The organism is Limnohabitans sp. YIMB22184, from assembly GCF_048020265.1.
GTDB lineage: Bacteria > Pseudomonadota > Gammaproteobacteria > Burkholderiales > Burkholderiaceae_C > Limnohabitans_A.
Map to the genome: position 1 here is coordinate 709,367 of NZ_CP171843.1, position 24,223 is coordinate 733,589.

A 24,223-nucleotide genomic window follows, 5' to 3' on the forward strand; every position below is an offset into this window, starting at 1 on the left:
TCGATCAAAGGGAAAGTGACAAGACTGGGCGACAATCGCCGCCTATGAAGACTCTACAGGAATGGCTCGACTGGTGCGAGCAGTTACACCCCGTGGCCATTGACATGGGGCTGGACCGCGTGAAAACCGTGGCCGACCGCATGCAGCTGCGTTTTGACTGCCCGGTGATCACCGTGGCGGGCACCAACGGCAAGGGCTCCACCTGCGCCATGTTGGAGGCGGTGCTGTTGCAAGCCGGTTACCGCACTGGCGTTTACACCTCGCCACACCTGGTGCATTTTGAAGAGCGCTGCCGCCTGCATGGCGAATCGGCTTCGGCCGAGGTGTTTGCCGACGCTTTTGCGGCCGTGGAAGCGGTGCGGGGCGATGTAAGCCTGACTTATTTCGAGTTCAGCACCCTGGCCATCCTGCACCTGATGGCCAGCGCCAACCTGGACGTGGCCATTTTGGAGGTGGGTTTGGGTGGCCGCCTGGACGCGGTGAACATCATCGCCGCCGACTGCGCGGTGATCACCAGCATCGACATCGACCACACGGCCATTTTGGGCAAAGACCGCGAAAGCATTGGCTTTGAGAAGGCGGGCATCATGCGGGCCGGCCGGCCTGTGATCGTGAGCGATCCGGTGCCGCCGCAAAGCGTGATCGACCACGCCGCCGCCGTCGGCGCCGATTTGTGGCAGTTTGGCCGTGATTTCAATTTTTCGGGCGACAAGCAGCAATGGGCCTGGGCGGGGCGCGACCGCCGCTACAGCGGCATGGCCTACCCGGCCTTGCGCGGGGCCAACCAGTTGATCAACGCCTCGGGCGTGTTGGCGGCGCTGGACGCCTTGCGTCAGCGCATTCCCGTCACGGCCCAGGCGGTGCGCAACGGCTTGGCCATGGTGGAGCTGCCCGGTCGTTTTCAGATCGTGCCGGGCCAGCCGGTTTTGGTGCTGGACGTGGCGCACAACCCGCATTCGGTGGCAGCGCTGGCGGCCAACCTCGACGCCATGGGTTTTTACCCCACCACCCACGCGGTGTTGGGGGCCATGGCCGACAAGGACCTCTTGCCCATGCTGCAAAAGGTCAACCCGATGGTGGACAAGTGGTATTTCACCGATTTGCCCCTGCCCAGGGCTGCCAAAGCGGCCGATTTGCAGCAGGCTTGGCAAGCGCAAAACACCCGCACCGACACCGCCTCGAGCGTGCACGCCGACCCCATGCAGGCCCTGCAGGCGGCCATCGATGCGGCAGACCCGGCTGATAGAATCGTGGTCTTTGGCTCCTTCTATACCGTGGGCGGTGTTTTGAAAGACGGCATCCCGCGTCTGCAAGCCAAACACCTGAGCCCGTGAGCACCACGCCATGGCCTTTTTCAAGTTCCGATTTCCTGGTCAAGCCGCTTCGGGTGAAGCAGTGACTTCCGGCCCCAACGAAAACATCGAAGTGGTTCGGCGCCGTGCGCGGCACCGTTTGATGGGGGCTGTTGTGCTGGTGTTGGTGGCTGTGGTGGGATTCCCCTTGCTGTTCGATACCCAGCCCCGACCTGTCGCGGTGGACACGCCCATCGTGATTCCTGACCGGCAAAGCACCCCCCCTTTGTCCAGCGGCACCCCTGTGCCCGCAAGCCAGGGGCCGGCCAAACCTTTGCTGCCTGCCTCTGAGCCTGTGACAGCCCAAGCCAGTCTGGATGCCCGTGAAGAGGTGGTGCTGCCGACAGTACCGGTCTCGCCAGCGCCCCAAGTTGAGCCCGCCAAGGCCACAGCGCCCGTTGCAAAAGCCACAGACAAAGAACCTGCCGCGAAGCAGGAGGCTCCTGCAGCTGCCCCTGTGAAGGCTGACAAGCCTGCCCCTGCCCCTGCAGCCAAGCCCAAGGACGATGGTGACAAAGCCCAGGCGCTGCTCGAGGGCAAGCCGTCTGCCAAGGCCTCTGCGGGCCGCTTTGTCATCCAAGTGGGCGCGTTCAGCGATCCGGCCAAGCTGCGTGAAGTGCGCAGCAAGCTGGAGCAGGCCGGCGTGAAAACCTATACCCAGGTGGTGGAGCGGGATGGCAAGAACACCACCCGCATCCGCGTGGGCCCTTTTGATACGCGTGAAGAAGCCGACAAAGTGGCTGCCCGTATTCGCAAGCTCGACTTGCCTGTGTCTTTCTTGAAGATCTGACATGGCGGTCAGCCTCACCGATTGGCTTTTGTTGGGGGTGTTGTTCGCCTCCATGCTGGTGGGGCTATGGCGCGGTCTGGTTTACGAGGTCTTGTCCCTGGCGGGTTGGGTGGCTGCTTTTGTGGTGGCGCAGTGGCTGGCGGGCGATGTGGTGGGGTGGTTGCCCATGCTCCAGAGTGCCCCGGAATCGGTGCAGTACGCGGCCGCTTTTGCGGTGGTTTTTGTCGCCACAGTGTTTGCAGCAGGCTTGTTGTCCTGGTTGATCAAGAAGCTGGTGGAGACCGTGGGTTTGCGCCCGGTGGATCGCACTTTGGGCGGTGTATTTGGTTTGGCGCGGGGGCTGGTGTTGTTGTTGGCTTTGACCGTCGTCCTGCAATTGACCGGCGTGGCGCGTGACGCTTGGTGGTCATCAGCCCAAGGCCCGGTTTGGCTGGACATCATCCTGAAGGGCTTGAAACCCCTTTTGCCCAGCAGCTTTGTGGATTATTTGCCCTGAATTCGAGGGCGATTCGATTTTTTGAACGGATTAAAAGTATGTGTGGAATTGTCGGCGTTGTCAGCAGCGCACCGGTCAATCAGTTGATTTACGACGCTTTGCTGCTTTTGCAGCACCGCGGCCAGGATGCGGCGGGCATCGTCACGCAACTCGACCGCAAGTTTTTCATGCACAAGGCCAAGGGCATGGTGCGCGATGTGTTTCGCACACGCAACATGCGCAGCTTGGCTGGTAATTGCGGCCTGGGTCAGGTGCGCTATCCCACAGCGGGCAACGCTTTCAGCGAAGAAGAGGCGCAGCCCTTTTATGTGAACGCGCCTTTTGGCCTGGTGCTGGTTCACAACGGCAACCTGACCAACGCCCATGCCTTGAAGGCCGAATTGTTTTCGGTGGACCACCGCCACATCAACACCGAGAGCGACTCCGAAGTCTTGCTCAACGTGCTGGCCCACGAGCTGGAAAAGACCACACGCGGTTTGCCCCTGAAGCCGGTGGATGTGTTTGAGGCTGTGCGTGGCGTGAACCGCCGCGTCAAAGGCTCTTATGCGGTGATCGCTTTGATCGCAGGCCACGGCTTGGTGGCTTTCCGCGACCCACATGGCATTCGCCCCTTGTGCATGGGCCGCAGTGCTGACGGCACGATCATGCTGGCCAGCGAGTCTGTGGCGCTGGACGGCACAGCGCACCAATTCGAGCGCGATGTGGCGCCGGGGGAGGCGATTTTTGTGGATCTCGACGGTCAGGTCCACACCCAGCAGTGCGCCGAAAAATCACAGCTGAGCCCCTGCATTTTTGAATATGTGTACTTGGCCCGACCCGACTCCACCATGGACGGCATCTCGGTGTACCAGGCCCGCTTGAACCTGGGCGAGACTTTGGCCAAGCGTGTCATTTCTACCGTGCCGCCGAGCGACATCGATGTGGTCATTCCGATCCCCGAGTCCAGCCGCCCCAGCGCCACGCAGTTGGCGCACCTGTTGGGTATTCCGTACCGCGAAGGCTTTGTCAAAAACCGTTATGTGGGCCGCACCTTCATCATGCCCGGTCAGGCCGTGCGCAAGAAGTCGGTTCGCCAAAAGCTCAACGTCATCGTGAGCGAATTCAAGGGCCGCAATGTACTGCTGGTGGACGACTCCATCGTGCGCGGCACCACCAGCCGCGAAATTGTGCAAATGGCACGTGATGCCGGTGCCCGCAAGGTCTACATGGCCAGCGCTGCGCCACCTGTGCGTTACCCCAACGTGTACGGCATCGACATGCCCACCAAAGAAGAGCTGGTGGCCCACGGCCGCAGCATCGAAGAGATCCGCGAGATCATTGGTTGCGACGCCCTGATTTACCAAGATGTGGACGCCATGAAAACGGCGGTGGCTCAGGCGCGTGTCAACGCTGCGGGGGCGCTGTCAGACTTTGATGCGTCCTGCTTTGACGGCGTGTACGTGACGGGCGATATCTCCATCGACGACATCACTCGCCTGAACGAAACCCGACTCCAAGTGGAAGAGGGCGACGATGACAACTCGCGTTTGGCCTTGCCCAACGCCAGCGTGTGAGCACCTGCCATGACCGAAGCCCAACGATTTGACGATCTGCACATCGAAACCCTGGCGGTGCGTGCCGCCGTGGAGCGCAGCCAATATGGTGAAAACTCCGAGGCCCTGTACCTGACCAGCGGCTATGTACAACCCACGGCCGCCGCCGCCGCAGCCCGATTTGCGGGTGACGAAGAAGGCTACACCTACGGCCGCTACGGCAATCCCACGGTGGCCAGCATGGAGATGCGACTGGCCGCGCTCGAAGGCACCGAAGCCGCCATGGGTACGGCTTCGGGCATGTCCGCCATCTTGATGATGTGCTTGGGCCTGCTCAAGGCGGGCGACCATGTGGTGTGCTCGCGCTCCATGTTTGGCTCGACCATCAAGCTGATTGGCTCGGATCTGGCCAAGTTTGGTGTGGAGTCCAGCTTTGTGTCGCAGACCGACTTGAAAGAATGGCAAGCGGCGATTCGACCCAACACCCGCCTGTTCTTTGCCGAAACCCCGACCAACCCACTGACCGAGGTGTGCGACATCCAGGCGCTGGCCGACATGGCGCACAACGCGGGTGCTTTGTTCGCGGTGGACAACTGCTTTGCCACGCCCGCCTTGCAGCGTCCTGTGGCCATGGGGGCCGACATCATCATGCATTCGGGCACCAAGTACCTCGATGGTCAGGGCCGTGTGATGGCGGGTGCCTTGTGTGCTTCGCAACAGATGATCACCGAGAAGTTTTTGCCGGTGCTCAAAAGCGGCGGCATGACGCTGGCACCCTTCAATGCCTGGGTGGTCCTCAAGGGCCTGGAAACACTGGACTTGCGCATGCGTGCTCAGACCGCCCGTGCGCAAATCTTGGCTGAATGGCTGGAAAAGCACCCCTCGGTGGCCCGCGTTCATTACCCTGGCTTGGCGAGCCACCCGCAACATGAACTGGCGATGCGCCAGATGTCTGGCTTGGGCGGTGCGGTCTTGTCCTTCGACGTGAAAGCCGATGGCCCCGAGCAAGCCCGCGCTCGCGCATTCCATGTGCTCGATTCGATGCAAATGCTGTCCCTGTCGACCAACCTGGGTGACACCAAAACTTTGGTGGCCCACCCGGCCAGCACCTCACATGGCCGTCTGACCGAGGCCCAGCGCCAGGCCGCTGGCATTGGCCAGGGCCTGATCCGCGTGGCCGTTGGCCTCGAATACCCGCAAGACATCCAAAAAGACCTCTCTCGTGGTCTCGACACCCTCTGATATGACCCAAAGCCTCTCAAGCTCTTCTGCACGAACGCGCACCCGCTTTGCCCCATCGCCCACGGGCTTCATTCACCTGGGCAATATCCGCTCGGCCCTGTATCCCTGGGCCTTTGCCAGAGCTACGGGCGGCGACTTCATCTTGCGCATCGAAGACACCGACCTCGACCGCTCAACACAAGCGTCCGTCGACGTGATCATCGAAGGCATGGCTTGGCTTCAGCTCACGCACGACGAAGGTCCGTTCTACCAAATGCAACGCATGGACCGCTACAAAGCGGTGCTGGCCGAGTTGATTGCCGCAGGCCATGTCTACCCTTGCTACATGAGCATGGCCGAACTCGACGCCTTGCGCGAGCGCCAAATGGCCAACAAGGAAAAGCCCCGCTATGACGGCACTTGGCGTCCGGCCGAAGGCAAAACCTTGCCCGCGATTCCCGAAGGTGTAAAGCCCGTGCTGCGTTTCAAGAATCCGATCGGCGGTGTGGTGGCCTGGGACGACAAGGTCAAAGGCCGCATCGAGATCAGCAACGACGAGCTTGATGACCTGGTGATCGCTCGCCCGGACGGCACGCCGACCTACAACTTTTGCGTGGTGGTGGACGACATCGACATGCAGATCACCCACGTAATCCGCGGCGATGACCATGTGAACAACACACCGCGCCAGATCAACATTTTCAAAGCTTTGGGGAAAGAGCCGCCGGTTTACGCCCACCTGCCTACCGTGCTGAACGAGCAGGGCGAGAAAATGAGCAAACGCAACGGCGCCAAGGCGGTGACGGCTTACCGCGACGAAGGCTATCTGCCCGATGCCATGGTCAATTACCTGGCCCGCCTGGGCTGGAGCCACGGCGACGACGAAATCTTCAGCCGTGCACAGTTCCTCGAGTGGTTCAACCTGGACCATCTGGGCCGCAGCGCTGCGCAGTTTGACGAAGCCAAGCTCAAGTGGGTCAACGCCCAGCACCTCAAGGCACTGCCTGACGACGAGTTGGTCCAGCACGTTCAGCCCTTCCTGGCCAAACTGGGTGTGGTGGCCGATGAGCGCCTGGCCAGCATTTGCGGTTTGTTCAAGGACCGTTGCGACACGCTCGTGGTTTTGGCCCAATGGATTTCTGCTTTTTATCTGGATGTCGTGCCCAACGCTGAAGAGAAAGTCCAGCACGTGACCGATGCGGTCAAGCCTGCCTTGGCGCTACTGGCTGGCAAGTTGGCCACCTGTGCGTGGGACAAAGCTTCGATCGCGGCCGCGATCAAGGAAACCTTGGCCGAAACCGGCCTCAAGATGCCGCAAATCGCCATGCCAGTTCGCGTGTTGGTGATGGGGACAGCCCAGACGCCATCGCTCGATGCGGTCCTCGCGTTGAATGAAAGAGAAAAAATTCTTGAGCGTTTGAAAAACGCTTGAATTTCTGTCTATAATTCAAGTCTCGACACCAACGAGGCATAACGAAAAAGCAGCAGTGCTTGCCGTTGTACCAAAGGGGGTATAGCTCAGCTGGGAGAGCGCTTGCATGGCATGCAAGAGGTCAGCGGTTCGATCCCGCTTACCTCCACCAAAGTGTCGAGAAGATTCGAAAGAATCAGTCCAGGTTATGACCCTATCGTCTAGAGGCCTAGGACATCACCCTTTCACGGTGAGTACCGGGGTTCGAATCCCCGTAGGGTCGCCAAGTTTTGTAGCACTTGGTCAGTTGCACAAGCAGCTTGACAAAAGTTACAGCTACCAGGAGTGGTAGTTCAGTTGGTTAGAATACCGGCCTGTCACGCCGGGGGTCGCGGGTTCGAGTCCCGTCCACTCCGCCAAAGTTAAAAAAGCCGTTGATTTTCAACGGCTTTTTTCTTTTGGGTCTCGCAAGCAGTGTCACATTTAGGTGTCCCATTTCATGGGAAAACCACGATGAAACTGCCTTCCTATCTGGTCAAGTCCAGACATGGGGTCTTCTACTTCCGTTTGACTGTGCGAAATGAGTCAGGTGTTCACGAAAAACGGTTCTCTCTGGGAACCCGTGAACCTCATCAGGCCAAGCTCAAGGCACTGTATATTTCAGCAGAGTTAAAGGGATCAAGAGTGAGCACAGATTACGACCCGAACAAGCTCAATCTGGATGATCTGAGCACCTACCCAAGTGATGAGCGACTCAGGCAAGAAATTGCCAAGGGAGATGCCATCGCCAAAGCCCTGCTGGACATCAAAAGCAGGCATCAAAGCAGTGCTGACCGTGCTGTCAGCCAATCCCCAGTGCTTACTGCTGAGGATGCCCGCTCACTCCAAATCATCGTTGGCAATTCCACCTTGATTGCCGATCCCAACGATCCTGCCGATCTCAATGCGGCTCTTGCAATGGCCAAGGCTCTTGGGGCAGATGCCAAAGCAGGCACCCCCCAAGAATTTGAAATCACCAAACAGATAGGCACCAGCGAAGAACAGCCCAAAACCAAGCCATCAGGCTTCACCTTGGATGAGATGATTGGTCGCTATCTCGCTCGCTCAAAGGGAAGACTGGCAACAAAGACACACTATGAATACGAACGGATGCTCAAAAAATTTGAGGTCTGGTTGTATGCCAAAAAGAGTGCCAATCCTTATTTCGTCCGCCAAATCACACGAGTGGACATCGCAGATTTCATTGATGATTTGATGGCTGAAGGGTTGACGGCCAGTGTCATCCAGAAGAAATACCTGGCTGTGCTCAATGGTGTTTTTGGGCTTGCTCAAACCCTCTCTGCCATTCCTGCTGGTGACTTGCCAACCAGCAACCATAAGATTTTCACGAAGAGGGACCAGAAGAAGTCACATCACCTCAACGGCTACAAGCCCTACAGTGATGATGAGTTGGCACAAATCTTCAACCATGAGAACCTGCTGGCCTTGGAGCAACCGGCAGACTTTTGGTTGCCCTTGCTTGGCTTGCATACAGGGGCAAGGATTTCAGAACTCACACAGCTTTTGCTCACCGACATCAAGATGGTTGATGGCATTTGGACGATTGATATCAATGAAGAGACTCAGGCCAAGCGAACATCTGTAAGGTCTACAGCCAAAGAGAGCAAGCCAAGACAGGAGCTTGCCAAGAGCCTTAAAAACAGTGCCTCAGTGAGAAAAATTCCCCTGCATCCGACACTCATCAAGATTGGGTTTTTGGACTATGTGGAGTTGGTCAGACCTTACAGGGGGGACCTGTTTCCATATCTCAATGCCGACACTTTTGGGAACAAGAGTGGTAGGCCCAGTGAGCGGTTTGGCAAGTACCTGGACAGTCTGAAAATCACCAGCAAGAACAAGGTGTTTCACTCGTTCCGGTCTACAGCCAATGACTTGCTCAAGCAAGCTGGGGTGCCAGAGGAAACCAGATGCCAATTTGTGGGGCATGAGCACAACACCGTGAATTCTCGTGTTTACAGTCAGAGGCACACCGTAGAGTTTTTGCTCAACAATGTTGCGGACAAGCTGGTATTTCCTCACCTGAAACTGGATGACCTGAAGGCTCCCATTGAGAAGCAGAAAGCCGTTCTAGCTCACGAGGTCAGGAAGAGCGAAAGAATCATGAATCACAAGGCCAAAAGTCAGGATATGGCCAAGAGGCTGGACAAGCAACGAGCACAGTAAATAGGGCCGTGGTCCGCTGAAAAATGCCCTGTTAACGCGGCTTTATTTTCTTCGTTGGTGAGGGCGCGCCATACTGAGATTGCCTGATGCCTTGAAGGACGTTCAACTGGTCTGAGATGGCTTTTGCTTCCAGTGATCCGACTTCACAGGCATTAAGCTGAATGCTCAGCGCCCTAATTTGCTCAGCGATTTCTGCAAGTGGGTTGAAAGCGGTGATTGCTCGTCCCCCCCTCCATTGCCCCCCTCGTCCTGCTCCGTTTTGACATGGGTCCTGACGAAGTTGGACAGCTTGTTGTGATTGATCTGAAGCATCTCCAAGTCCTTGGCCATCTTTCGGATGATTCCAGCCATGTGAATCACCCCACTGTCCTCCACGCGTTTGAAGCAGGTTTCGCTCCAAGCCACCTGTGACATGAGTGTGTTGATTTGCGCGGTGAGGATGTTGAGTCGTTCCGTTTGAAGGAAGACCAACTCGCTCAGTAGTCTTTTTTGGTCCGGCTGTGGACCTCCTGTTGTTTGCTTGTTTTCCATACACGTGCTCCTTTCTTGTTGTTGTCTTGGGTGTATCTGTGATGTGCACTGCTCTTATGGCCAGCAGTTGCTCCAGCCTTTTCTTTGCCTCTGAAAATTCCTCCTCACCGAAACTTGCGCGCTGCTGTTTGCCTTTAATTTCAGCGTAGTTGCTGTCGTGCTCGTATATCGCGCCCTTGAGCTTGATTGCTTTGGGTGTGCCTGGAAACTTGACAGAGACCGTTTTATCGCTGGCTCTAGTGACTGTGAGACCGAGCGCGTCTTGAATCGCCCCGGGTTTCGTGGAGGCCAGTTGGTTTAAGTTGAGACCTCGGTCTCGTGCTTCCCGGCTAGCTGCCGGTAGTAGTTCACCTCAGCTTCAGCCGGTGGAATATACCCAATCGAGCTCAGCAGTCGGTGGTGGTTGAACCAAGCCACCCATTCCAGGGTTGCCAGTTCCAGTGCCTCCTTGGTTTTCCAGGGTGCACGGCGGTGTATCAATTCGGCCTTGTACAGCCCATTGATCGTCTCGGCCAGCGCGTTGTCGTAGCTGTCGCCACGGCTGCCCACCGATGGCTCTATCCCAGCTTGGGCCAGGCGTTCGGTGTAGAGAATGGAAACATATTGAGACCCCCTGTCCGAGTGATGTATCAATGCATCTGAGCGTTCAGGTTGTCTGTCGAACAAGGCTTGCTCCAGGGCATCCAACACAAAGTCAGTACGCATCGAACTGCTCACCCGCCAGCCCACGATGCGCCGTGCAAACACGTCGATCACAAAGGCCACGTATTGCCAGCCCTGCCAGGTGCTGACATAGGTGAAGTCCGACACCCACAGTTGGTTTGGACGCTCTGCTTTGAACTGGCGATTGACCCGGTCCAGCGGGCATGGCGCGGCTTTGTCCGAGACGGTGGTTTGCACGACCTTGCCCCGGCGAACGCCGTGCAATCCCATGCGCTTCATGAGCCGCTCGACCGTGCAGCGCGCCACCTTGGTTCCTTCACGATTCATCTGGTGCCAGACCTTGTCTGCGCCGTAGACCTGCATATTGGCCTGCCAGACGGCTTGGATTTGCGGGATCAGGGCTTCATCGCGTTTGGTCCGGGCGCAAAGCAGCTCGGGCTTGCGTTGGCGGGCAGCATGGCACCTGTAGCCAGAAGGGGCGATTTGCAGCACGTTGCAAATCGGCTCGACCCCGTAGGCGTGACGGTTTTGATCAACAAAGTCCCTTAAGACTTGAGTCGGCGGTCGAGCTCCGCCTGGGCAAAAAAAGCGCTCGCCAGTTTGAGGATTTCGTTGGCTTTGCGCAGTTCCTTGACTTCGCGTTCGAGGTCTTTGATGCGGGCGCGCTCATCAGAGCTGACGCCATCGCGCATGCCTTCGTCAACCTCGTGCTGGCGAACCCAGTCGTTGAGGGTTTGCGGCACACACCCGATCTTGGGGGCAATGGACTCAATGGTGGCCCAAAGGGATGGGTACTCGCCACGGTGCTCGAGCACCATGCGGACAGCGCGTTCGCGCACTTCGGGTGAAAAACGGTTCGATTTCTTGCTCATGGCTCCATCTTCTCAAAGTGTGGAGCCTCCTCAAAACCCGGGGCGATTCACACAGAGGGCGCAACTTTCAGCTCCCTAGCCGCCGCAGCAAAACTACCGGTACGGGCCACGGCCAGGAAGGCTTTTAGATTGGTTAGGGTGTCCACAATTATTCTCGATACGCGAATTTTAAGCTCTCATAATGACCTATTGTTGTAGATTTGTCTTGGTTTTACGATCAACCCTGTTATCCCACATGAAGATAAAAGCCATGAGCACCACGATTGCAAGTCTTAAAGAACCCAGCCGTTTGACGCCAATTTTTGGTGAATTTGATGTGGTTGTGCTGGGTGGTGGCCCTGCTGGAATCATGGCGGCAGCATCAGCCGCTCGATCTGGTAGTCGAACCCTGCTGGTGGAAAGCTATGGTTTTCTGGGCGGTATGGGCACGGCTGCTGGCGTGACCAACTTTTGTGGATTGCACGCCAATGTGCACGGGACAATCAAACAGGTCGTGCACGGACTGGCCGATGTTTTGCTTGGCAGGATGCATGAGCTTGGCGGTCTCAATGAGCCACACAGCCTCTTCGGCAACAAGATCGCAGCCCAGGCCTACGACAACGCCGTGTTCAAAGTTGCGGCCGATGAGTTGGTGCTCTCCAGTGGTGCTCAAGTTTTGTTCCATGCACAGGCCGTTGGTGTGCTGATGAATTCGCCTGGTGACATCAAAGCGTTGCTGGTGGAGACCAAATCAGGTCGGCAGGCCATTCTGGGCAAAGTGTTCATCGACTGTTCTGGCGATGGGGATCTTGCTGCCCACGCTGGTGCCCCGTTCGAGAAAGGCAAGGATTCGGCTGAGAAAGAGGACATGATGTACCCCTCCACCATGTTCCGTGTACACGGTGTGGATGCGGCCAAAGCCGGAGATGCGTGGAACCATTTCGGGACCCTCATGGAAAAGGCTGAAAGGGACGGCAAGCGCTTCCCTCGTAAGACTCCCATCATCCGGCCTCAAAAGAATCCCGCAGAGTGGCGCGCCAACGTGACGCAATTGGCTAACGCAGATGGCAGCCCCGTTGATGGAACCGATGCAAGACAACTGAGCGAGGCCGAAGTTCTTGGTCGCAAACAAATCACGGAATTTTTCAGCTTCCTGCGTTCCTACGCTCCGGGCTTCGAAAAGTCATACCTGCTGGAGATTGCGCCGCAGGTTGGGATTCGAGAAACGCGGCGTGTGATAGGTGACTATCAACTGACTGAGCAGGATGTGCTCGAATGCGCCAGCTTTGACGACAGCATTGGTGTCAATGGCTGGATGGTTGAAGAACACATCGCTGGGAATATCAATTTCAAATGGCAAGACATTCCCAACTGCCGTGGATTCAACCACTTGCCCTACCGGATGCTGCTGCCAAGAGAACAGTCCAATTTGTTGATGGCAGGACGATGCGCCTCCATGACGCATGGCGGCCAGTCCGCGGCACGCGTTTCTGGCGCATGCTTTGTGATGGGACAGGCCGCAGGAACTGCAGCTTCAATGGCTGTGGCTCAAAAGATCACACCACGCAAAGTAGACATTCATCAACTTCAACACGCGTTAGCCTCTGAGGGCGCCTACCTTGGCTTGGACGAATAAAACGAAACCCAGAATCAGGAGCATCATCCAATGAAACGAAGTCATTTCAATCGAGCAATTGTTGCCGCTGCGCTAGCCTGCATATCTGCATTTTCATATGCGCAATCTGCCGCATGGCCTACACGCGCTGTGCGTATTCTTGTGGGATTCCCTGCTGGTTCGACCCCTGACAGCGCAGCGAGGGCGTTGTCGGATGCATTAGCGGGGGTACTTGGACAGCCTCATTGTTGAAAACCGCCCAGGTGCATCGGGCAATCTAGCTGCGGATTTGGTCGCAAAAGCGTCCGATGACCACACGCTAGGGGTCGTTATCAATGGCAACCTCGCATCGGCCAAGATCCTGAATCCAGCACTGCCTTATGACCCGGCTCGGGACTTCAGCTACTTGAGTCTGCTGACGACCTCGCCATTGGCATTGGTGACGCGAGCTGATTTGCCAACAGGTGCGGCATTCTTTGCTATGGCAGCAAAGCAGGGCGAACAATGGAACTATGGCTCTGTTGGCAACGGATCAGTGGCCCATTTGGGAATGGAGTTGCTCAAATCCAAAGTGCCAGGCATGAATCCCGTGCACATCCCCTTCCAGGGCAATCCTGCTGTGATTACAGGATTACTAGGTGGTCACATTCAGATGGCTTTGGTGCCACCCGGGCTGGCAGTGCCACATGTCAAATCGGGACGATTACACATTGTGGGTTTGACTGGAGGCCGCAGCACGCTTGCGCCCGAAGCACCTTCACTCAGCGAGTTGGGCGTGAAGGACTTTAATCTTGAAGTCTGGACTGCGCTGATCGGCCCTGCCAAATTATCCAAAATCGCTCAGCAACGGCTTGCACAGGAAGTGCCCAAGCTGATGCGGAACGCAGATGTCCGCCAACGTCTTTTTATCCAAGGTGGTTGGAATACGGTGGGTTCTGCCCCAGAAGGTCTCAGAACCAGGGTGGCGGAAGAGGCTGCCATCATGAAGGCCATCATTAAGACTGCCAACATCAAAAACGATTGAATCGCAGAACACATCAATCGTTTTCTGAAATTGCGCGCGATTAAAAAGCGGACATCCATCAATTGAGGCGCAACGACTGCTTGAATCCGCCGCCGAATTGATCCGTTGGTCCTTGACCCTCTCTGAACGACCTAAAGCAGTCATCCAACTTGTCAGACTGCTTCAGCCCATTTTGAATGCGCGCACATGCTCAGGGACTTCGATCCCTGGCAAATTTCTAGGGTCGGCCACTGGGGTGCCCACCACTTGATGAACGGGGATCACCCCGGCCCATATGGGCAAGCTGTAATCCTCTTCCTCGTCAGCTGGCCCACCACCTCGGGTCTTGGCACTGCCCTCGACAATTTCCATGCCCAGGACGGTGGTGGCCTTCAAGTCCTGCTTGTGATCGGGGCGAAGTGTTTCGTAACGACCAGGGAAAAAATGGTCGACGAACCGGCCCAACAGCTGGTGTTTTTCCTCTGGGTCCTCTACCTTGAACGCCTTGCCGAACAAGGTGACCGATCGCGTGTTCACGGAGTGGTGCATTCCAGATCGTGCCAGCACAAAACCATCAAGAATGGAAACGGTGATGCACACCTCGGCTTCTTTCTGGTTGCGCAAGGCGCGACTCGCCGAAGAGCCATGCCAGTAGATGTGATGGCCTTCCCGCCACTGAAGGGTCGTTGTCACATAAGGCAGGCCGTCAATGACATAACCCACATTGCACATGGGCTGGGCATCCAGGATGGCGTTGGCCAGCGCTCGATCGAAGCTGGCACGTTCATGCAAGCGGCGAACCCGCGATCTCTCTGTTGCTTGTAGCAAGTCACTCATTTCTGGATTCCTTATTGCGCATGGCTTCAAGGACACCATCATGGCAGACACTGGTATGCTGATATGGTCCAGTTTTTATCAAAATATATAGGCCAGATTGTGAGTGGTGCATCCAACCGAAAAGGACCCAACGGGGCCAGGCAACACATTTATGACCTGCTTCGTGCCCAGATCAGGGACGGCACACTGCCGGTTGGATCCAGGGTGCCATCCACACGAACGCTGGCCGCGGAGCATTCGGTCTCACGGACGACTGTCACCAGTGCATTTGAACAACTGATCGCAGAAGGCTATTTGGAAACCGCCGCCGGTCAAGTCGCCCGCGTCGCGGGTTCACCCGCTTTTCAGGTAACCAAAGGGGCTGCTCCCATGGGCAGTCGACCGCCATCGCTCTCGAACTATGCCCAGCGGGTGATGGCCACGCATCCGCCTGGCTCGCCAGGTGATCCCCCGCCGATTGATTTTCTGTATGGGGCGGTCGAGCTGCGAAACTTTCCACTGACGGCCTGGCGCCGGGCGTATGTGTCCGAGCTGGTGCGCCATCAGCCCCACCTGAACTACGCTTTGCCCGAAGGGGATCTTCATTTCAGACAAACATTACACGCCTACCTGCGCCGAGCACGTGGTCTGACCTGCGACGCCGATCAAATCGTTGTCGTCCATGGTGCAACACAAGCGCTGGACCTGTGCGCCCGGTTGTTGCTAGACCCCGGCGATGCGTTTGCCATGGAAGAGCCCGGCTACGTGACGGCCAGGCGCAGCTTTGAGGCCACTGGCGCGAGGCGCCTGTCGGTGCCTGTGGATGCCAACGGACTGGTCACTACAAAGCTCCCGGAAGGCCACAACGCCCGATTGGTTTATGTGACGCCTTCGCATCAATTTCCATTGGGCGGTGTGCTGCCCATTGGCCGCCGCCTTGAGCTGTTGGCATGGGCGAAGCGTCAAGACGCCTGGATCATCGAAGACGACTACGATGGCGAATTCAGATATGGGCAGCGGCCCATTGATGCCCTTCAGTCCATGGATTCAGAGGGACGGGTGATCTATGTGGGCACGTTCTCTAAAGCCCTTTCTCCCCAGCTCCGGTTGGGATACCTTGTTTTGCCGCGTCAGCTGGTCAGTGCGTTTCGGCAAGCCAAGCGATTGACCGATCACCATGCACCGGTTTTGGAGCAAAGAACACTGGCGGCTTTGATCGAAAGCGGAGCGTATGAGCGCCATGTGCGGCGTGTGCGACGCGACTACGACCGAAAACGCCGCACCTTGATCGCGTCCGTCGCTCAGTACCTGCCTGCAGATGCCCAGATCGGTGGCGATGCCGCTGGACTTCACGTTGTGCTGTGGTTGCCGTCATTTCAGCCAGAAGACGAACGGAGAATCGCCTCAGCTGCACGCCACAGAGGGGTTGGCGTCTATCCGGTCTCGCCTTTGTTCGCAGACGCCTTGAATCACTTTCATCCACGACCAGCGGGGTTGATTCTTGGCTATGCCAGCTTGTCTTTGGAGCAAATCCAGAATGGCATACGCATTTTGGCTTCGACAATGGCTGCAGCTAGTGCCAATCTCGACTGACGGCTTCTGGCCGACTGCCGTCATTTCTGCCTTATTCGGAAGTTCTTTTTGTCGCGCACGTTAAATGCCTTTCGCATTCATCGCCGCCTCACTTTGGTTCTGTTTGGCTAAGCTTGTACCCCTATAAATCAGTCTAAGCCTCAGTCAAAAAGGGTTGACTTTGGTGTAGCATGACCGGTGTCACAACAAGGGGGCACACTTGTTGTGAACACTTTTGCGATTTTTTCTGAAAAAATCCTTTTTAAATCATTGGCTTAGATTGTTTGCCGTGAGTGTCCCGTCCACTCCGCCAAAAAATGAAAAACCGTTGTAAGTCTCTGATTTACAGCGGTTTTTTCTTTTCTGAATCCACATGATTGAATTTGGAATCTTGTCATGGCGCAGGCGTGATCTCTCATCCCCTGCTTGCGCTTTTCAAGGCTTGCCACGATGCGCTCGAACGCGGTAATGCAATCTGCCAAGAGAACGCCATCGGTGTTGCGGTCTGTGGTCACAATCGCCGCTTCATTCACCAGATTGGCTCAGTCTGCTCCGGTGAAGAGAGGGCATCCCATCAGTGAAATGGGCAACAGACATCGTGCGTAGAAAAAACGACAGTGGCCAAGGGGCTTGCAAGGGCCCTTGGGGCGATGCGTAATTCCACCGCGCTCCTCGTTGTCAGGCGGCCCGGATGCTGCCTATTTGATAGATGGAGAACACACCATGAGCAACCTCACAAGATTCAACCCATTCAGCGAATTGCGCGACCCTTTCAATGAGGATTTTTTCAAAGGGTTTGCGATGCGTCCCATGCACCGACTGATGGAGGGCGAGCCTCAGATGCGGCTGGATTTGACAGAAGACGACAAAAATTTCTTTGTCAAAGCCGAAATTCCAGGCGTTAAGAAAGAAGACATCAAAGTGTCTGTGGAGGGCAACCAGGTGTCCTTGAGCGCCGAGGTGAAAAAGGAAAAAGAAGAAAAAGAGGGCTCCAAGATCATTCGCAGTGAGCGCTATTACGGAAGCGTCGCACGCAGCTTCACCTTGGATGAAAGTGTGGACCAAGCTAAGGCTTCCGCCAAATACGAAGACGGTGTGTTGCAGCTGACTTTGCCGAAGAAACCCAACGGCCAAAGCCATTTGCTCAAGATCGCCTGATGACCCGGCTTGGGCTGCGGCCCAAGTGGTGCAAGGCCATTTTCGTGGGGCTTGACCCCACTTCTCACACCAGAATGTGGTGTTTGCCGACCGGGTACACGCTGCTGGCTTGCGGACCTTCATCGCCGATGTCTTCGACGTAGTACACAGGTGTACCGATCTGCAGCTTGTCCAGGTCCTCGCCCACCAGGCTGTTGCGATGGAAATAAAGCCAGCGACCATCGACCGATTCAATCCGTCCGAATGTTTTGTCTGGCGCGATTTCAGTGATGTGTCCGTGCGGTCTTTCTTCGTGCTGTTTGACATGGCCTTGCTGATTCCTCACCAGGTCTTCCAGTTGACGGCGCATGGCATCGAAAGCATCTCGAATGGCCACATACACGTCGGTGTAAGCGTGGTTCTGGTCGGGCTGTCGGTCTGCAATCAGTTCATGCCCGGGAACCTTCACACCAATGCGCACATGGAAATGGTTGCCCTGGGTGTGATGTCGGTGCAGCTGTTCGATGGTGACATGACAGTTGTGGATGCTGGGGTGAAACTTTCCCAGTTTGTCGACATGGTGGCGTATGTGGGTCTCAAGGGCCTCGGAGTTGGCCAGATGACGAAAATTGATTTCCAGAGGAACGGGTGCTGTGGGTTTCATGGTTTTTCCTGTAGTCGAGACCCCATGGGACATCATCGGAGCCGGCACGGGTAAAGAGGATCGTCACGCCATGGTGGCTGGCTTTGGATGTCCGGTCTGTCTCTTGACTCACCGGAGCGTTTTGCAGGCGGTTAACCAAGGCACTGACACCCGGGGGTGCGCAAGGCACGATGCGAGCCAGGTGACATCTCTAAGGAATCATGATGGGTAAACAACTGACAGCAGGCGATATTTGCAAACGCAAAGTCACCGTGGCTTACAAAAAGACCAGTGTGGTGGCTGCAGCGCAGCTCATGCGCGAAGACCACGTGGGTTCCTTGGTGGTGGTCAATGACGAGAACGGCAGTCGGCAGGTGTGTGGCTTGCTCACCGACCGTGACATCGTGATGTCTGTGGTCGCTACCGGTTTGGTGCCTGAGCCTTTATGTCTGGAGGACATCATGACTGAGCGTGTGGTCACGGTGAACGAAGCCGACTCCTTGCTGGACATGATGCGCTGCATGCGTGAGCATGGTGTGCGGCGCTTGCCCGTGGTCGGGCAGCAGGATGAGCTGATGGGGATCGTGAGTATGGACGATGTGCTGAAAATACTTGCCCAAGAGATGAACGCGTTGGTGGGTACCATGGAGACAGGCATCAGGCAGGAGCGAGAGCGCCGTCAGTGAGCCTGCTTGTAGCGATGAAAACGCATTCTGGCGGTTCAGGGCTGGGGCTTTGGCTCATCTGGTTGACAGGGTCAGGCTTGCATCTGTGCTGCGCATCCATCAAGCGAATGCTGTTGCAGAGGCCTTGAGCAGCATGCATTGCCGCATGTCTCTGAGCTGCAATATTTGATGCCGATCAACCCCCACGCTGGGGCCACGACTTGAGCCAAAGGGTCTACACCAAGAGGTCAATTGACCACCGAGTGGCCCTCCCGAACAATGAAACACGGTTCAGACTGAAAAGGATCAGAGCATGGCTCAAAAACATTGGATATTGGTGGCCAACGCTTCACAGGCGACAGTTTGGGAGCGCACATCGTTCAACGAGCCCTTGGTGGAAGTGATCGATTGGGTTCATCCGGAAAGCCGCATGCCTGCAAGCCAGACCGAGCGTGCACCGTTGGGGCATTCAGAGGCAGGTCGGGCGGGTTTGGCGCCCCGTGCAGAACTTAAACAGCTGCACCGCAGCGAGTTTGCCAAACCGTTGGCGAAGTATTTTCACGAAGCGCTGATGAACCACCGCATGAACGCCTTGGCCTTGTTCGTTTCCAACCCCTTCATGGGTGAGTTGTTGTCACACCTGGACGCGCCCGTACAACAGGCCCTTGTGGCAAAACATGCGCTCGATTTGACGTCCTTGAACGTGACCGAGCTGGACAAACGTCTACGCAGTGAATTTCGTTTGTAACGACGCCAGCACCTGCGCATCGTCCACCTGTGGGAACTGTTGGTAAAACTGCGCGACCGCTATGAAGTCCTCGGGGGCATGCAGGCACACCGTTTCGTCAGCCAGAGGTTTGATTTTGGCCAAGGCTTCCGGGCTGGCCACCGGAATGGCGCAGACCAAACGCTGTGGATGCTGTTGGCGCAGGGCTGTGAGTGCCGACATCATGGTGGCCCCTGTGGCCAGGCCATCGTCCACCACAATGACCACACGCCCCTGCGCCGGAATCGGTGCTCGAATCTGGTTGTACTGTTGGCGTCGGGCCTTCAGGGTTTTCATCTGCAGCTTGATTTCATCTTTCACATACTGCAGGTCGATGCCCAGCGTTGCAGCGCAGGGCGAGAGGTAGGCCCGCCCTGTTTCGTCCACAGCGCCGATGGCCACTTCGGGCTGGAACGGTGCGCGCAGTTTTCGCACCAGCACCACATCCATTTGCCCGTGCAACACATCCGCAATCCAGGCACCCATGGGCACAGCGCCTCGGGGTATCGCCAAAATCAAAGGGTTTTGGCCCTGGTACTTTTTCAGTGCCTTGCTTAATTGGCGGGCAGCATCCAGGCGGTCTTTGAACATGGCGGATTCCTTTGCAGCGCTTGGATCGCATTGTCAAAAAAGTGGCGGTTTGGGTCTGTACCTGGCACCACAAACGCAGCGCCCTAAGCAAGGCTCACTCATCCGTGCGCATGAAAAAAGCCGCTCAACGGACGCTGAGCGGCTTGTTCTTTGCGCCCCGTCCCTGTCGGGGGCTTGGCGTTTGCTTGGGCTTACAGACCCGCAGCCGCTTTCAGCGCGGCGGCACGGTCGGTGCGCTCCCAAGTGAAGTCGGGCTCGTCGCGGCCAAAGTGGCCGTAGGCGGCGGTCTTGCTGTAGATGGGGCGCAGCAGGTCCAGCATCTGGATGATGCCCTTGGGCCGCAGGTCGAAGTGCTCGGCCACCAGAGCCGACAATTTTTCGTCCGAAATCACGCCAGTGCCTGCGGTGTTCACCGTGATATTCATCGGGCGGGCCACGCCAATCGCGTAAGCCACCTGCACCTGGCACTGGGTGGCCAGACCTGCGGCCACGATGTTCTTGGCCACATAGCGGGCGGCGTAAGCGGCCGAGCGGTCCACTTTCGATGGGTCTTTGCCAGAGAACGCGCCACCACCGTGCGGGCAAGCGCCGCCGTAGGTGTCGACGATGATCTTGCGGCCTGTGAGACCGCAATCGCCCTGGGGGCCGCCGATGACGAAGCGGCCTGTGGGGTTGATCAGGTATTTGGTGTCCTGCAGCCACTCTTTGGGCAGCACCGGCTTGATAATCTCTTCGATGATCGCTTCGGTGAAGCTGGCTTTCATCTTGGTGGCAGTCTCCGACTGGTCTGGGCTGTGCTGGGTGGACAGCACCACGGTGTCGATGCTGTGTGGTTTGCCGTCCACATAGCGCATGGTCACCTGGCTCTTCGCGTCAGGACGCAAGAAGGGCAGGCGGCCGTCTTTGCGCAGCTGGGCCTGGCGCTCGACCAGGCGGTGGGCGTAATAGATCGGGGCGGGCATCAGCTCAGGCGTTTCGCTGCAGGCGTAGCCGAACATCAGGCCCTGGTCGCCCGCGCCGATGTTGAGGTGGTCGTCCGATGCGTGGTCCACGCCCTGGGCGATGTCGTTGGACTGCTTGTCGTAGCAGACCATGACCGCGCATCCCTTGTAGTCGATGCCGTAGTCGGTGTTGTCGTAGCCGATGCGCTTGATGGTGTCACGCGCCACCTGGATGTAGTCGACGTGTGCGTTGGTGGTGATTTCACCGGCCAAGACCACCAAACCGGTGTTGGTCAGGGTTTCGGCGGCCACGCGGCTGCGGGGGTCTTGCTCGAAGATGGCGTCCAAAATCGCGTCTGAAATTTGGTCGGCGACTTTGTCGGGATGGCCTTCGGAGACGGATTCCGAGGTGAAGAGGTAATTGCTGGACATGAAAAAGGCTCCTAAAGTTTCAGAGGTTTGTCGGCGTTGCCGACCCTGAAAACCCGGAGCCTGGCGAACGCTTTAGCAGGTTTTGTGAATCGCCCTGCAAGTAGTTCAAGTAACTCGGCGATGCTTGGATTATAAAAGATGTCAGAACACCCGCCGAAATCATGTCCAATACAGCCCATGGACATTCCCACCCCGATTGAAAACCGCTTGGTCGACTTGGAAATCAAGGCCGGCTTCACCGAAGACCTGTTGGACCAACTCAACGCGCAGGTCTATCGCCAGCAGCAACAAATTGACGCGCTCATTCAGGAGCTGCGCCAAATGCGTGACCGTCTGCCCGAATCGGGCGGCGGCGCCGAGGTGCGCAACCTGCGCGATGAAATTCCGCCGCATTACTGAACCGCCTTTTGTTTGAAATCCATGCACAGCGTTCAGGACATCCGCGACCACTTGCGCGCCTTGGGGGCCAACGCCCTGCATGAGCAGCGCGTGTTGCGCCTGTGGGCCCAAGCCAAACCGCAGGACAGTGGCCGCAGGCCGCTGGCGAGCTTCATGCCCACGGCGTTGCGCGAGGCCTTGCCCGCGCTCAGCCAAACGCTGACCGGCCTGGCCACGTTGCGCGAGCAGCACCCGGGCCAAGATGGTTCAGCCCGCTTGCTGGTCGGCCTGCAGGATGGCCAGACGGTGGAAAGCGTGTTGTTGCCACGGGATGGCCTGTGCGTCTCGTCCCAAGTGGGTTGCGCGGTCGGCTGCGTGTTTTGTATGACCGGGCGCGAGGGCCTGATTCGGCAGGTGGGCAGTGCCGAAATCGTGGCGCAAGTCGCTTTGGCCCGAACGCTCAGGCCAGTCAAAAAGGTGGTGTTCATGGGCATGGGCGAGCCTTCGCACAACCTGGACGCGGTGATGGAGGCCATCGACCTGTTGGGCACCGTGGGCAATATTGGCCATAAAAACCTGGTGTTTTCTACCGTGGGCGATGCGCGGGTGTTCGAGCGCTTGCCGCAAGGGCGAGTTAAACCGGCGCTGGCCTTATCACTGCACAGCACCCGGGCCGATCTGCGTGCGCAGCTGCTGCCCAAGGCCCCAAGGTTTGCCCCACAAGACCTGGTCGAGGCGGGCGAGGTCTATGCCCGCGCCACGGGCTATCCAATCCAGTACCAGTGGACGCTGATCGAGGGCGTGAACGACAGCGACGAAGAGATTGAAGGCATCGTGAAATTGCTGAAAGGCAAATACGCGCTGATGAACATGATCCCCTACAACGCCGTGCCCGATCTGCCCTATGCCAGGCCCAGCTGGGCGCGTGCCGCCGAGATCGCCCGCACCCTGCACCAGCGCGGCGTGCTGACCAAACTGCGCCAGTCTGCCGGGCAGGATGTGGACGGCGGCTGTGGCCAGCTGCGGGCGCGGGATGTGGTTCAGCGTGAGCAGCGGGTGCATATGCACCCGCACCCGCGAGTTAACGCCCCGGCAATTTGACCAAGCCGCTGGACAGGGCGGTGCCCAGCAAAATCACCGCGCCGCACAGCAGCATCCAGGCCGTCACGCTTTCGCCCAAAAACAGCACGCCGTAAGCGATGGCAAACACCGGCACCAAAAAGGTGACCGTCAGCGCCCGTGCAGGCCCCGAGTTCTCGATCAGCTTGAAGTACAGGATGTAGGCCACCCCGGTGCACAGCACGCCCACCACGAGCAATGCCCCCCAGGCTGATGCGCTGGGCCAATGATCGGGCCTGAACCACAGGGCAGGCAAGACCAAAGCCAGCGTTGCGCCGATCTGGCTGCCGGTGGCGGTGACCAGCGGCGGCAGGCTGGGGATGTGTTTTTTGGTGAAGCTGGCCGACAGCGCATAACAGGTGGTGGCCGCCAGGCAAGCCGCCACCGCCCAGGCCGGAGCAATGCCCGAGGCATTGGGCTTGAAACTGGCTTGGCCACCCGCCAGCAACACCACGCCACCAAAACCGATGGCCAGACCGACCGTGCGTGAAAGGGTCGGTTTGTCACCCAACCAAAGCCAGGCGACGACTGCGCCAAAAAGAGGCACGGTGGCGTTCAGGATGGACGAAAACCCCGTGGTGATGTGCATGACTGCAAAGGAATACAAGGCAAACGGAATGCCGCTGTTGAGCACGCCCACGAACAACACCGGTTTCCAGTGTTGGCGCAGATCGGCCCAATGTCCCTTGGCCAGCATGAGCGGCAACAAAAATGTAGCGGCAATGGCCACACGTACAGCGGCGGTTGGCAAAGCGCCCAACTCCAGCGCAGCCACGCGCATGAACAAAAAGGACGAACCCCAGATGGCGGCCAGGATCAGAAAATCGGCCAGCCAGCCTTTGGCGGGAGAAGCATGCATGGAGAAAAAAGTCAGATACCGGGATGGCCTTCCAGCTGCAAAAGCGCCTGCTTGCGCCACAGCCCGCCTGCGTAGCCCGTGAGTTGGCCACCGGCACCCAGAACGCGGTGGCAAGGCACGATGATACTCACCGGGTTGCGCCCAACGGCTGCGCCCACGGCCCGCACCGCCTGGGGTTTGCCCAGTTGCCGGGCCAGCTCGCCATAGCTCAGGCTTTGACCTGCGGGAATCTGGCGAAGAGCCTGCCACACAGACTGTTGAAACGGTGTGCCAGCAGACAAATCCAGGGGTGCGGTCCACGCCAGTGTTTCGCCGCGCAAATATGCCTGTACCTGGGTGGCGGTGCTATGCAGCACCGGGTGTTGGGTATCTGTTACCCAGTGCTGGCGCTGGGCCTGGGTCGGGGCGTGTTTCTGGTCGTCAAACCACAGGCCGCAAAGGCCTTGGGCACTGGCTGCCAGCGTGATGGGGCCCAAGGGGCTGTCAAAGCACAGGGTGCGCAAGGGACTCATGGCTGACCTTTTCAAAGCGGGGACGAGGAAGCGATGGTAGCGCGGCCCGCCTACAATCTCTTTTCTAGAATTCACAGTGCCCCAGCGGCTTATCGACAGGTGCT

24 protein-coding genes, 3 tRNA genes and 1 other annotated feature are annotated in these 24,223 nt (G+C 57.6%); of the genes, 18 read left to right on the plus strand and 9 right to left on the minus strand.

Annotation, left to right across the window (positions count from 1 at the left end; genetic code table 11):
- Positions 1-44: 44 nt before the first annotated feature.
- The 10 genes from folC to ACHEXL_RS03355 all read left to right on the plus strand — a co-directional run bounded on the left by folC (position 45) and on the right by ACHEXL_RS03355 (position 9,025).
- On the plus strand, positions 45-1,334 hold the full coding sequence (gene folC / locus ACHEXL_RS03310) for a bifunctional tetrahydrofolate synthase/dihydrofolate synthase (protein ID WP_416560621.1): 1,290 nt from the start codon (positions 45-47) through the stop codon (positions 1,332-1,334).
- Between the two features lie 10 nt (positions 1,335-1,344).
- Positions 1,345-2,142, plus strand: a complete 798-nt coding sequence (locus ACHEXL_RS03315) for an SPOR domain-containing protein (RefSeq protein ID WP_416560622.1) — start codon at positions 1,345-1,347, stop codon at positions 2,140-2,142.
- A 1-nt stretch (position 2,143) separates the two neighbouring features.
- Positions 2,144-2,638, plus strand: a complete 495-nt coding sequence (locus ACHEXL_RS03320; protein WP_416560623.1) for a CvpA family protein — start codon at positions 2,144-2,146, stop codon at positions 2,636-2,638.
- A 38-nt stretch (positions 2,639-2,676) separates the two neighbouring features.
- Entirely contained in the window at positions 2,677-4,191 is a 1,515-nt protein-coding gene (gene purF, locus ACHEXL_RS03325; RefSeq protein ID WP_416560624.1) for an amidophosphoribosyltransferase, read from the plus strand.
- A gap of 9 nt (positions 4,192-4,200) precedes the next feature.
- On the plus strand, positions 4,201-5,412 hold the full coding sequence (locus ACHEXL_RS03330) for an O-succinylhomoserine sulfhydrylase (RefSeq protein WP_416560625.1): 1,212 nt from the start codon (positions 4,201-4,203) through the stop codon (positions 5,410-5,412).
- Between the two features lies 1 nt (position 5,413).
- Entirely contained in the window at positions 5,414-6,823 is a 1,410-nt protein-coding gene (gene gltX, locus ACHEXL_RS03335) for a glutamate--tRNA ligase (protein WP_416560626.1), read from the plus strand.
- A 75-nt stretch (positions 6,824-6,898) separates the two neighbouring features.
- Positions 6,899-6,974, plus strand: a tRNA-Ala gene (locus tag ACHEXL_RS03340).
- A 38-nt stretch (positions 6,975-7,012) separates the two neighbouring features.
- Positions 7,013-7,088 (plus strand) — tRNA-Glu (locus tag ACHEXL_RS03345).
- Positions 7,089-7,144: 56 nt separating this feature from the next.
- Positions 7,145-7,221: transfer RNA gene (locus ACHEXL_RS03350), tRNA-Asp, on the plus strand.
- 94 nt (positions 7,222-7,315) lie between these two features.
- Positions 7,316-9,025 carry a site-specific integrase gene (locus ACHEXL_RS03355; protein WP_416560627.1) on the plus strand — a complete coding sequence of 570 codons (1,710 nt, stop codon included), beginning with the start codon at positions 7,316-7,318 and terminating at the stop codon, positions 9,023-9,025.
- Positions 9,026-9,190: 165 nt separating this feature from the next.
- Here ACHEXL_RS03355 and ACHEXL_RS03360 read toward each other — a convergent pair whose 3' ends face one another.
- The 3 genes from ACHEXL_RS03360 to ACHEXL_RS03370 form a co-directional block, all read right to left on the minus strand.
- On the minus strand, positions 9,191-9,556 hold the full coding sequence (locus tag ACHEXL_RS03360; RefSeq protein ID WP_416560628.1) for a hypothetical protein: 366 nt from the start codon (positions 9,554-9,556) through the stop codon (positions 9,191-9,193).
- Positions 9,557-9,853: 297 nt separating this feature from the next.
- Positions 9,854-11,091 (minus strand): IS3 family transposase gene (locus ACHEXL_RS03365; RefSeq protein ID WP_416558777.1). Its coding sequence is split into 2 segments (ribosomal slippage): positions 9,854-10,800 and positions 10,800-11,091, totalling 1,239 coding nucleotides; the frame shifts between segments, so codons are not numbered across the junction.
- Positions 10,694-10,810: a sequence feature (AL1L pseudoknot), on the minus strand. Its footprint overlaps the gene before it by 117 nt.
- Positions 11,092-11,138: 47 nt before the next feature.
- On the minus strand, positions 11,139-11,237 hold the full coding sequence (locus ACHEXL_RS03370; protein WP_416560629.1) for a helix-turn-helix domain-containing protein: 99 nt from the start codon (positions 11,235-11,237) through the stop codon (positions 11,139-11,141).
- A gap of 104 nt (positions 11,238-11,341) precedes the next feature.
- Between ACHEXL_RS03370 and ACHEXL_RS03375 the strand changes: the two genes are divergently transcribed.
- Positions 11,342-12,706, plus strand: coding sequence for an FAD-dependent oxidoreductase (locus ACHEXL_RS03375; RefSeq protein ID WP_416560630.1), 1,365 nt, complete (start codon positions 11,342-11,344; stop codon positions 12,704-12,706).
- 211 nt (positions 12,707-12,917) lie between these two features.
- Positions 12,918-13,709: a Bug family tripartite tricarboxylate transporter substrate binding protein gene (locus ACHEXL_RS03380; protein ID WP_416560631.1), complete on the plus strand. Its 792-nt coding sequence runs from the start codon at positions 12,918-12,920 to the stop codon at positions 13,707-13,709.
- 162 nt (positions 13,710-13,871) lie between these two features.
- Here ACHEXL_RS03380 and ACHEXL_RS03385 read toward each other — a convergent pair whose 3' ends face one another.
- A complete protein-coding gene (locus ACHEXL_RS03385; protein ID WP_416560632.1) occupies positions 13,872-14,567 on the minus strand; it encodes a pyridoxamine 5'-phosphate oxidase family protein in 696 nt (231 codons plus the stop codon).
- Positions 14,568-14,612: 45 nt separating this feature from the next.
- Between ACHEXL_RS03385 and ACHEXL_RS03390 the strand changes: the two genes are divergently transcribed.
- Together ACHEXL_RS03390 and ACHEXL_RS03395 are read left to right on the plus strand one after the other, a co-directional pair.
- Complete coding sequence (locus tag ACHEXL_RS03390; protein WP_416561301.1) at positions 14,613-16,097, plus strand: PLP-dependent aminotransferase family protein; 1,485 nt, start codon at positions 14,613-14,615, stop codon at positions 16,095-16,097.
- A 702-nt stretch (positions 16,098-16,799) separates the two neighbouring features.
- Positions 16,800-17,234, plus strand: a complete 435-nt coding sequence (locus tag ACHEXL_RS03395) for an Hsp20/alpha crystallin family protein (RefSeq protein WP_108286407.1) — start codon at positions 16,800-16,802, stop codon at positions 17,232-17,234.
- A gap of 64 nt (positions 17,235-17,298) precedes the next feature.
- On the opposite strand, the gene ACHEXL_RS03400 is transcribed toward ACHEXL_RS03395, so the two are convergent.
- Positions 17,299-17,877 carry an HPF/RaiA family ribosome-associated protein gene (locus tag ACHEXL_RS03400; protein ID WP_416560633.1) on the minus strand — a complete coding sequence of 193 codons (579 nt, stop codon included), beginning with the start codon at positions 17,875-17,877 and terminating at the stop codon, positions 17,299-17,301.
- A gap of 203 nt (positions 17,878-18,080) precedes the next feature.
- On the opposite strand from ACHEXL_RS03400, the gene ACHEXL_RS03405 reads away from it, so the two are divergent.
- Both ACHEXL_RS03405 and ACHEXL_RS03410 read left to right on the plus strand, forming a co-directional pair.
- Positions 18,081-18,542, plus strand: coding sequence for a CBS domain-containing protein (locus tag ACHEXL_RS03405; protein ID WP_416560634.1), 462 nt, complete (start codon positions 18,081-18,083; stop codon positions 18,540-18,542).
- A 292-nt stretch (positions 18,543-18,834) separates the two neighbouring features.
- Positions 18,835-19,269 carry a host attachment protein gene (locus ACHEXL_RS03410; protein ID WP_416560635.1) on the plus strand — a complete coding sequence of 145 codons (435 nt, stop codon included), beginning with the start codon at positions 18,835-18,837 and terminating at the stop codon, positions 19,267-19,269.
- Here ACHEXL_RS03410 and ACHEXL_RS03415 read toward each other — a convergent pair.
- Positions 19,246-19,878, minus strand: coding sequence for a phosphoribosyltransferase (locus tag ACHEXL_RS03415; protein WP_416560636.1), 633 nt, complete (start codon positions 19,876-19,878; stop codon positions 19,246-19,248). The genes ACHEXL_RS03410 and ACHEXL_RS03415 overlap by 24 nt on opposite strands.
- Positions 19,879-20,069: 191 nt before the next feature.
- The gene (gene metK, locus ACHEXL_RS03420) at positions 20,070-21,251 is read right to left on the minus strand and encodes a methionine adenosyltransferase (protein ID WP_416560637.1); all 1,182 of its coding nucleotides are present in this window, start codon (positions 21,249-21,251) and stop codon (positions 20,070-20,072) included.
- 177 nt (positions 21,252-21,428) lie between these two features.
- On the opposite strand from metK, the gene ACHEXL_RS03425 reads away from it, so the two are divergent.
- Positions 21,429-21,650, plus strand: coding sequence for a SlyX family protein (locus ACHEXL_RS03425; protein ID WP_108286412.1), 222 nt, complete (start codon positions 21,429-21,431; stop codon positions 21,648-21,650).
- 21 nt (positions 21,651-21,671) lie between these two features.
- The gene (locus ACHEXL_RS03430; RefSeq protein WP_416560638.1) at positions 21,672-22,730 is read left to right on the plus strand and encodes an RNA methyltransferase; all 1,059 of its coding nucleotides are present in this window, start codon (positions 21,672-21,674) and stop codon (positions 22,728-22,730) included.
- On the opposite strand, the gene ACHEXL_RS03435 is transcribed toward ACHEXL_RS03430, so the two are convergent.
- Together ACHEXL_RS03435 and ACHEXL_RS03440 are read right to left on the minus strand one after the other, a co-directional pair.
- On the minus strand, positions 22,711-23,607 hold the full coding sequence (locus tag ACHEXL_RS03435) for a DMT family transporter (RefSeq protein ID WP_416560639.1): 897 nt from the start codon (positions 23,605-23,607) through the stop codon (positions 22,711-22,713). The two genes, ACHEXL_RS03430 and ACHEXL_RS03435, sit on opposite strands and share 20 nt — an antisense overlap.
- Positions 23,608-23,618: 11 nt before the next feature.
- Positions 23,619-24,119 (minus strand): methylated-DNA--[protein]-cysteine S-methyltransferase, encoded by a 501-nt coding sequence (locus tag ACHEXL_RS03440; RefSeq protein WP_416560640.1) that lies wholly within the window; start codon positions 24,117-24,119, stop codon positions 23,619-23,621.
- Between the last annotated feature and the right edge of the window lie 104 nt (positions 24,120-24,223).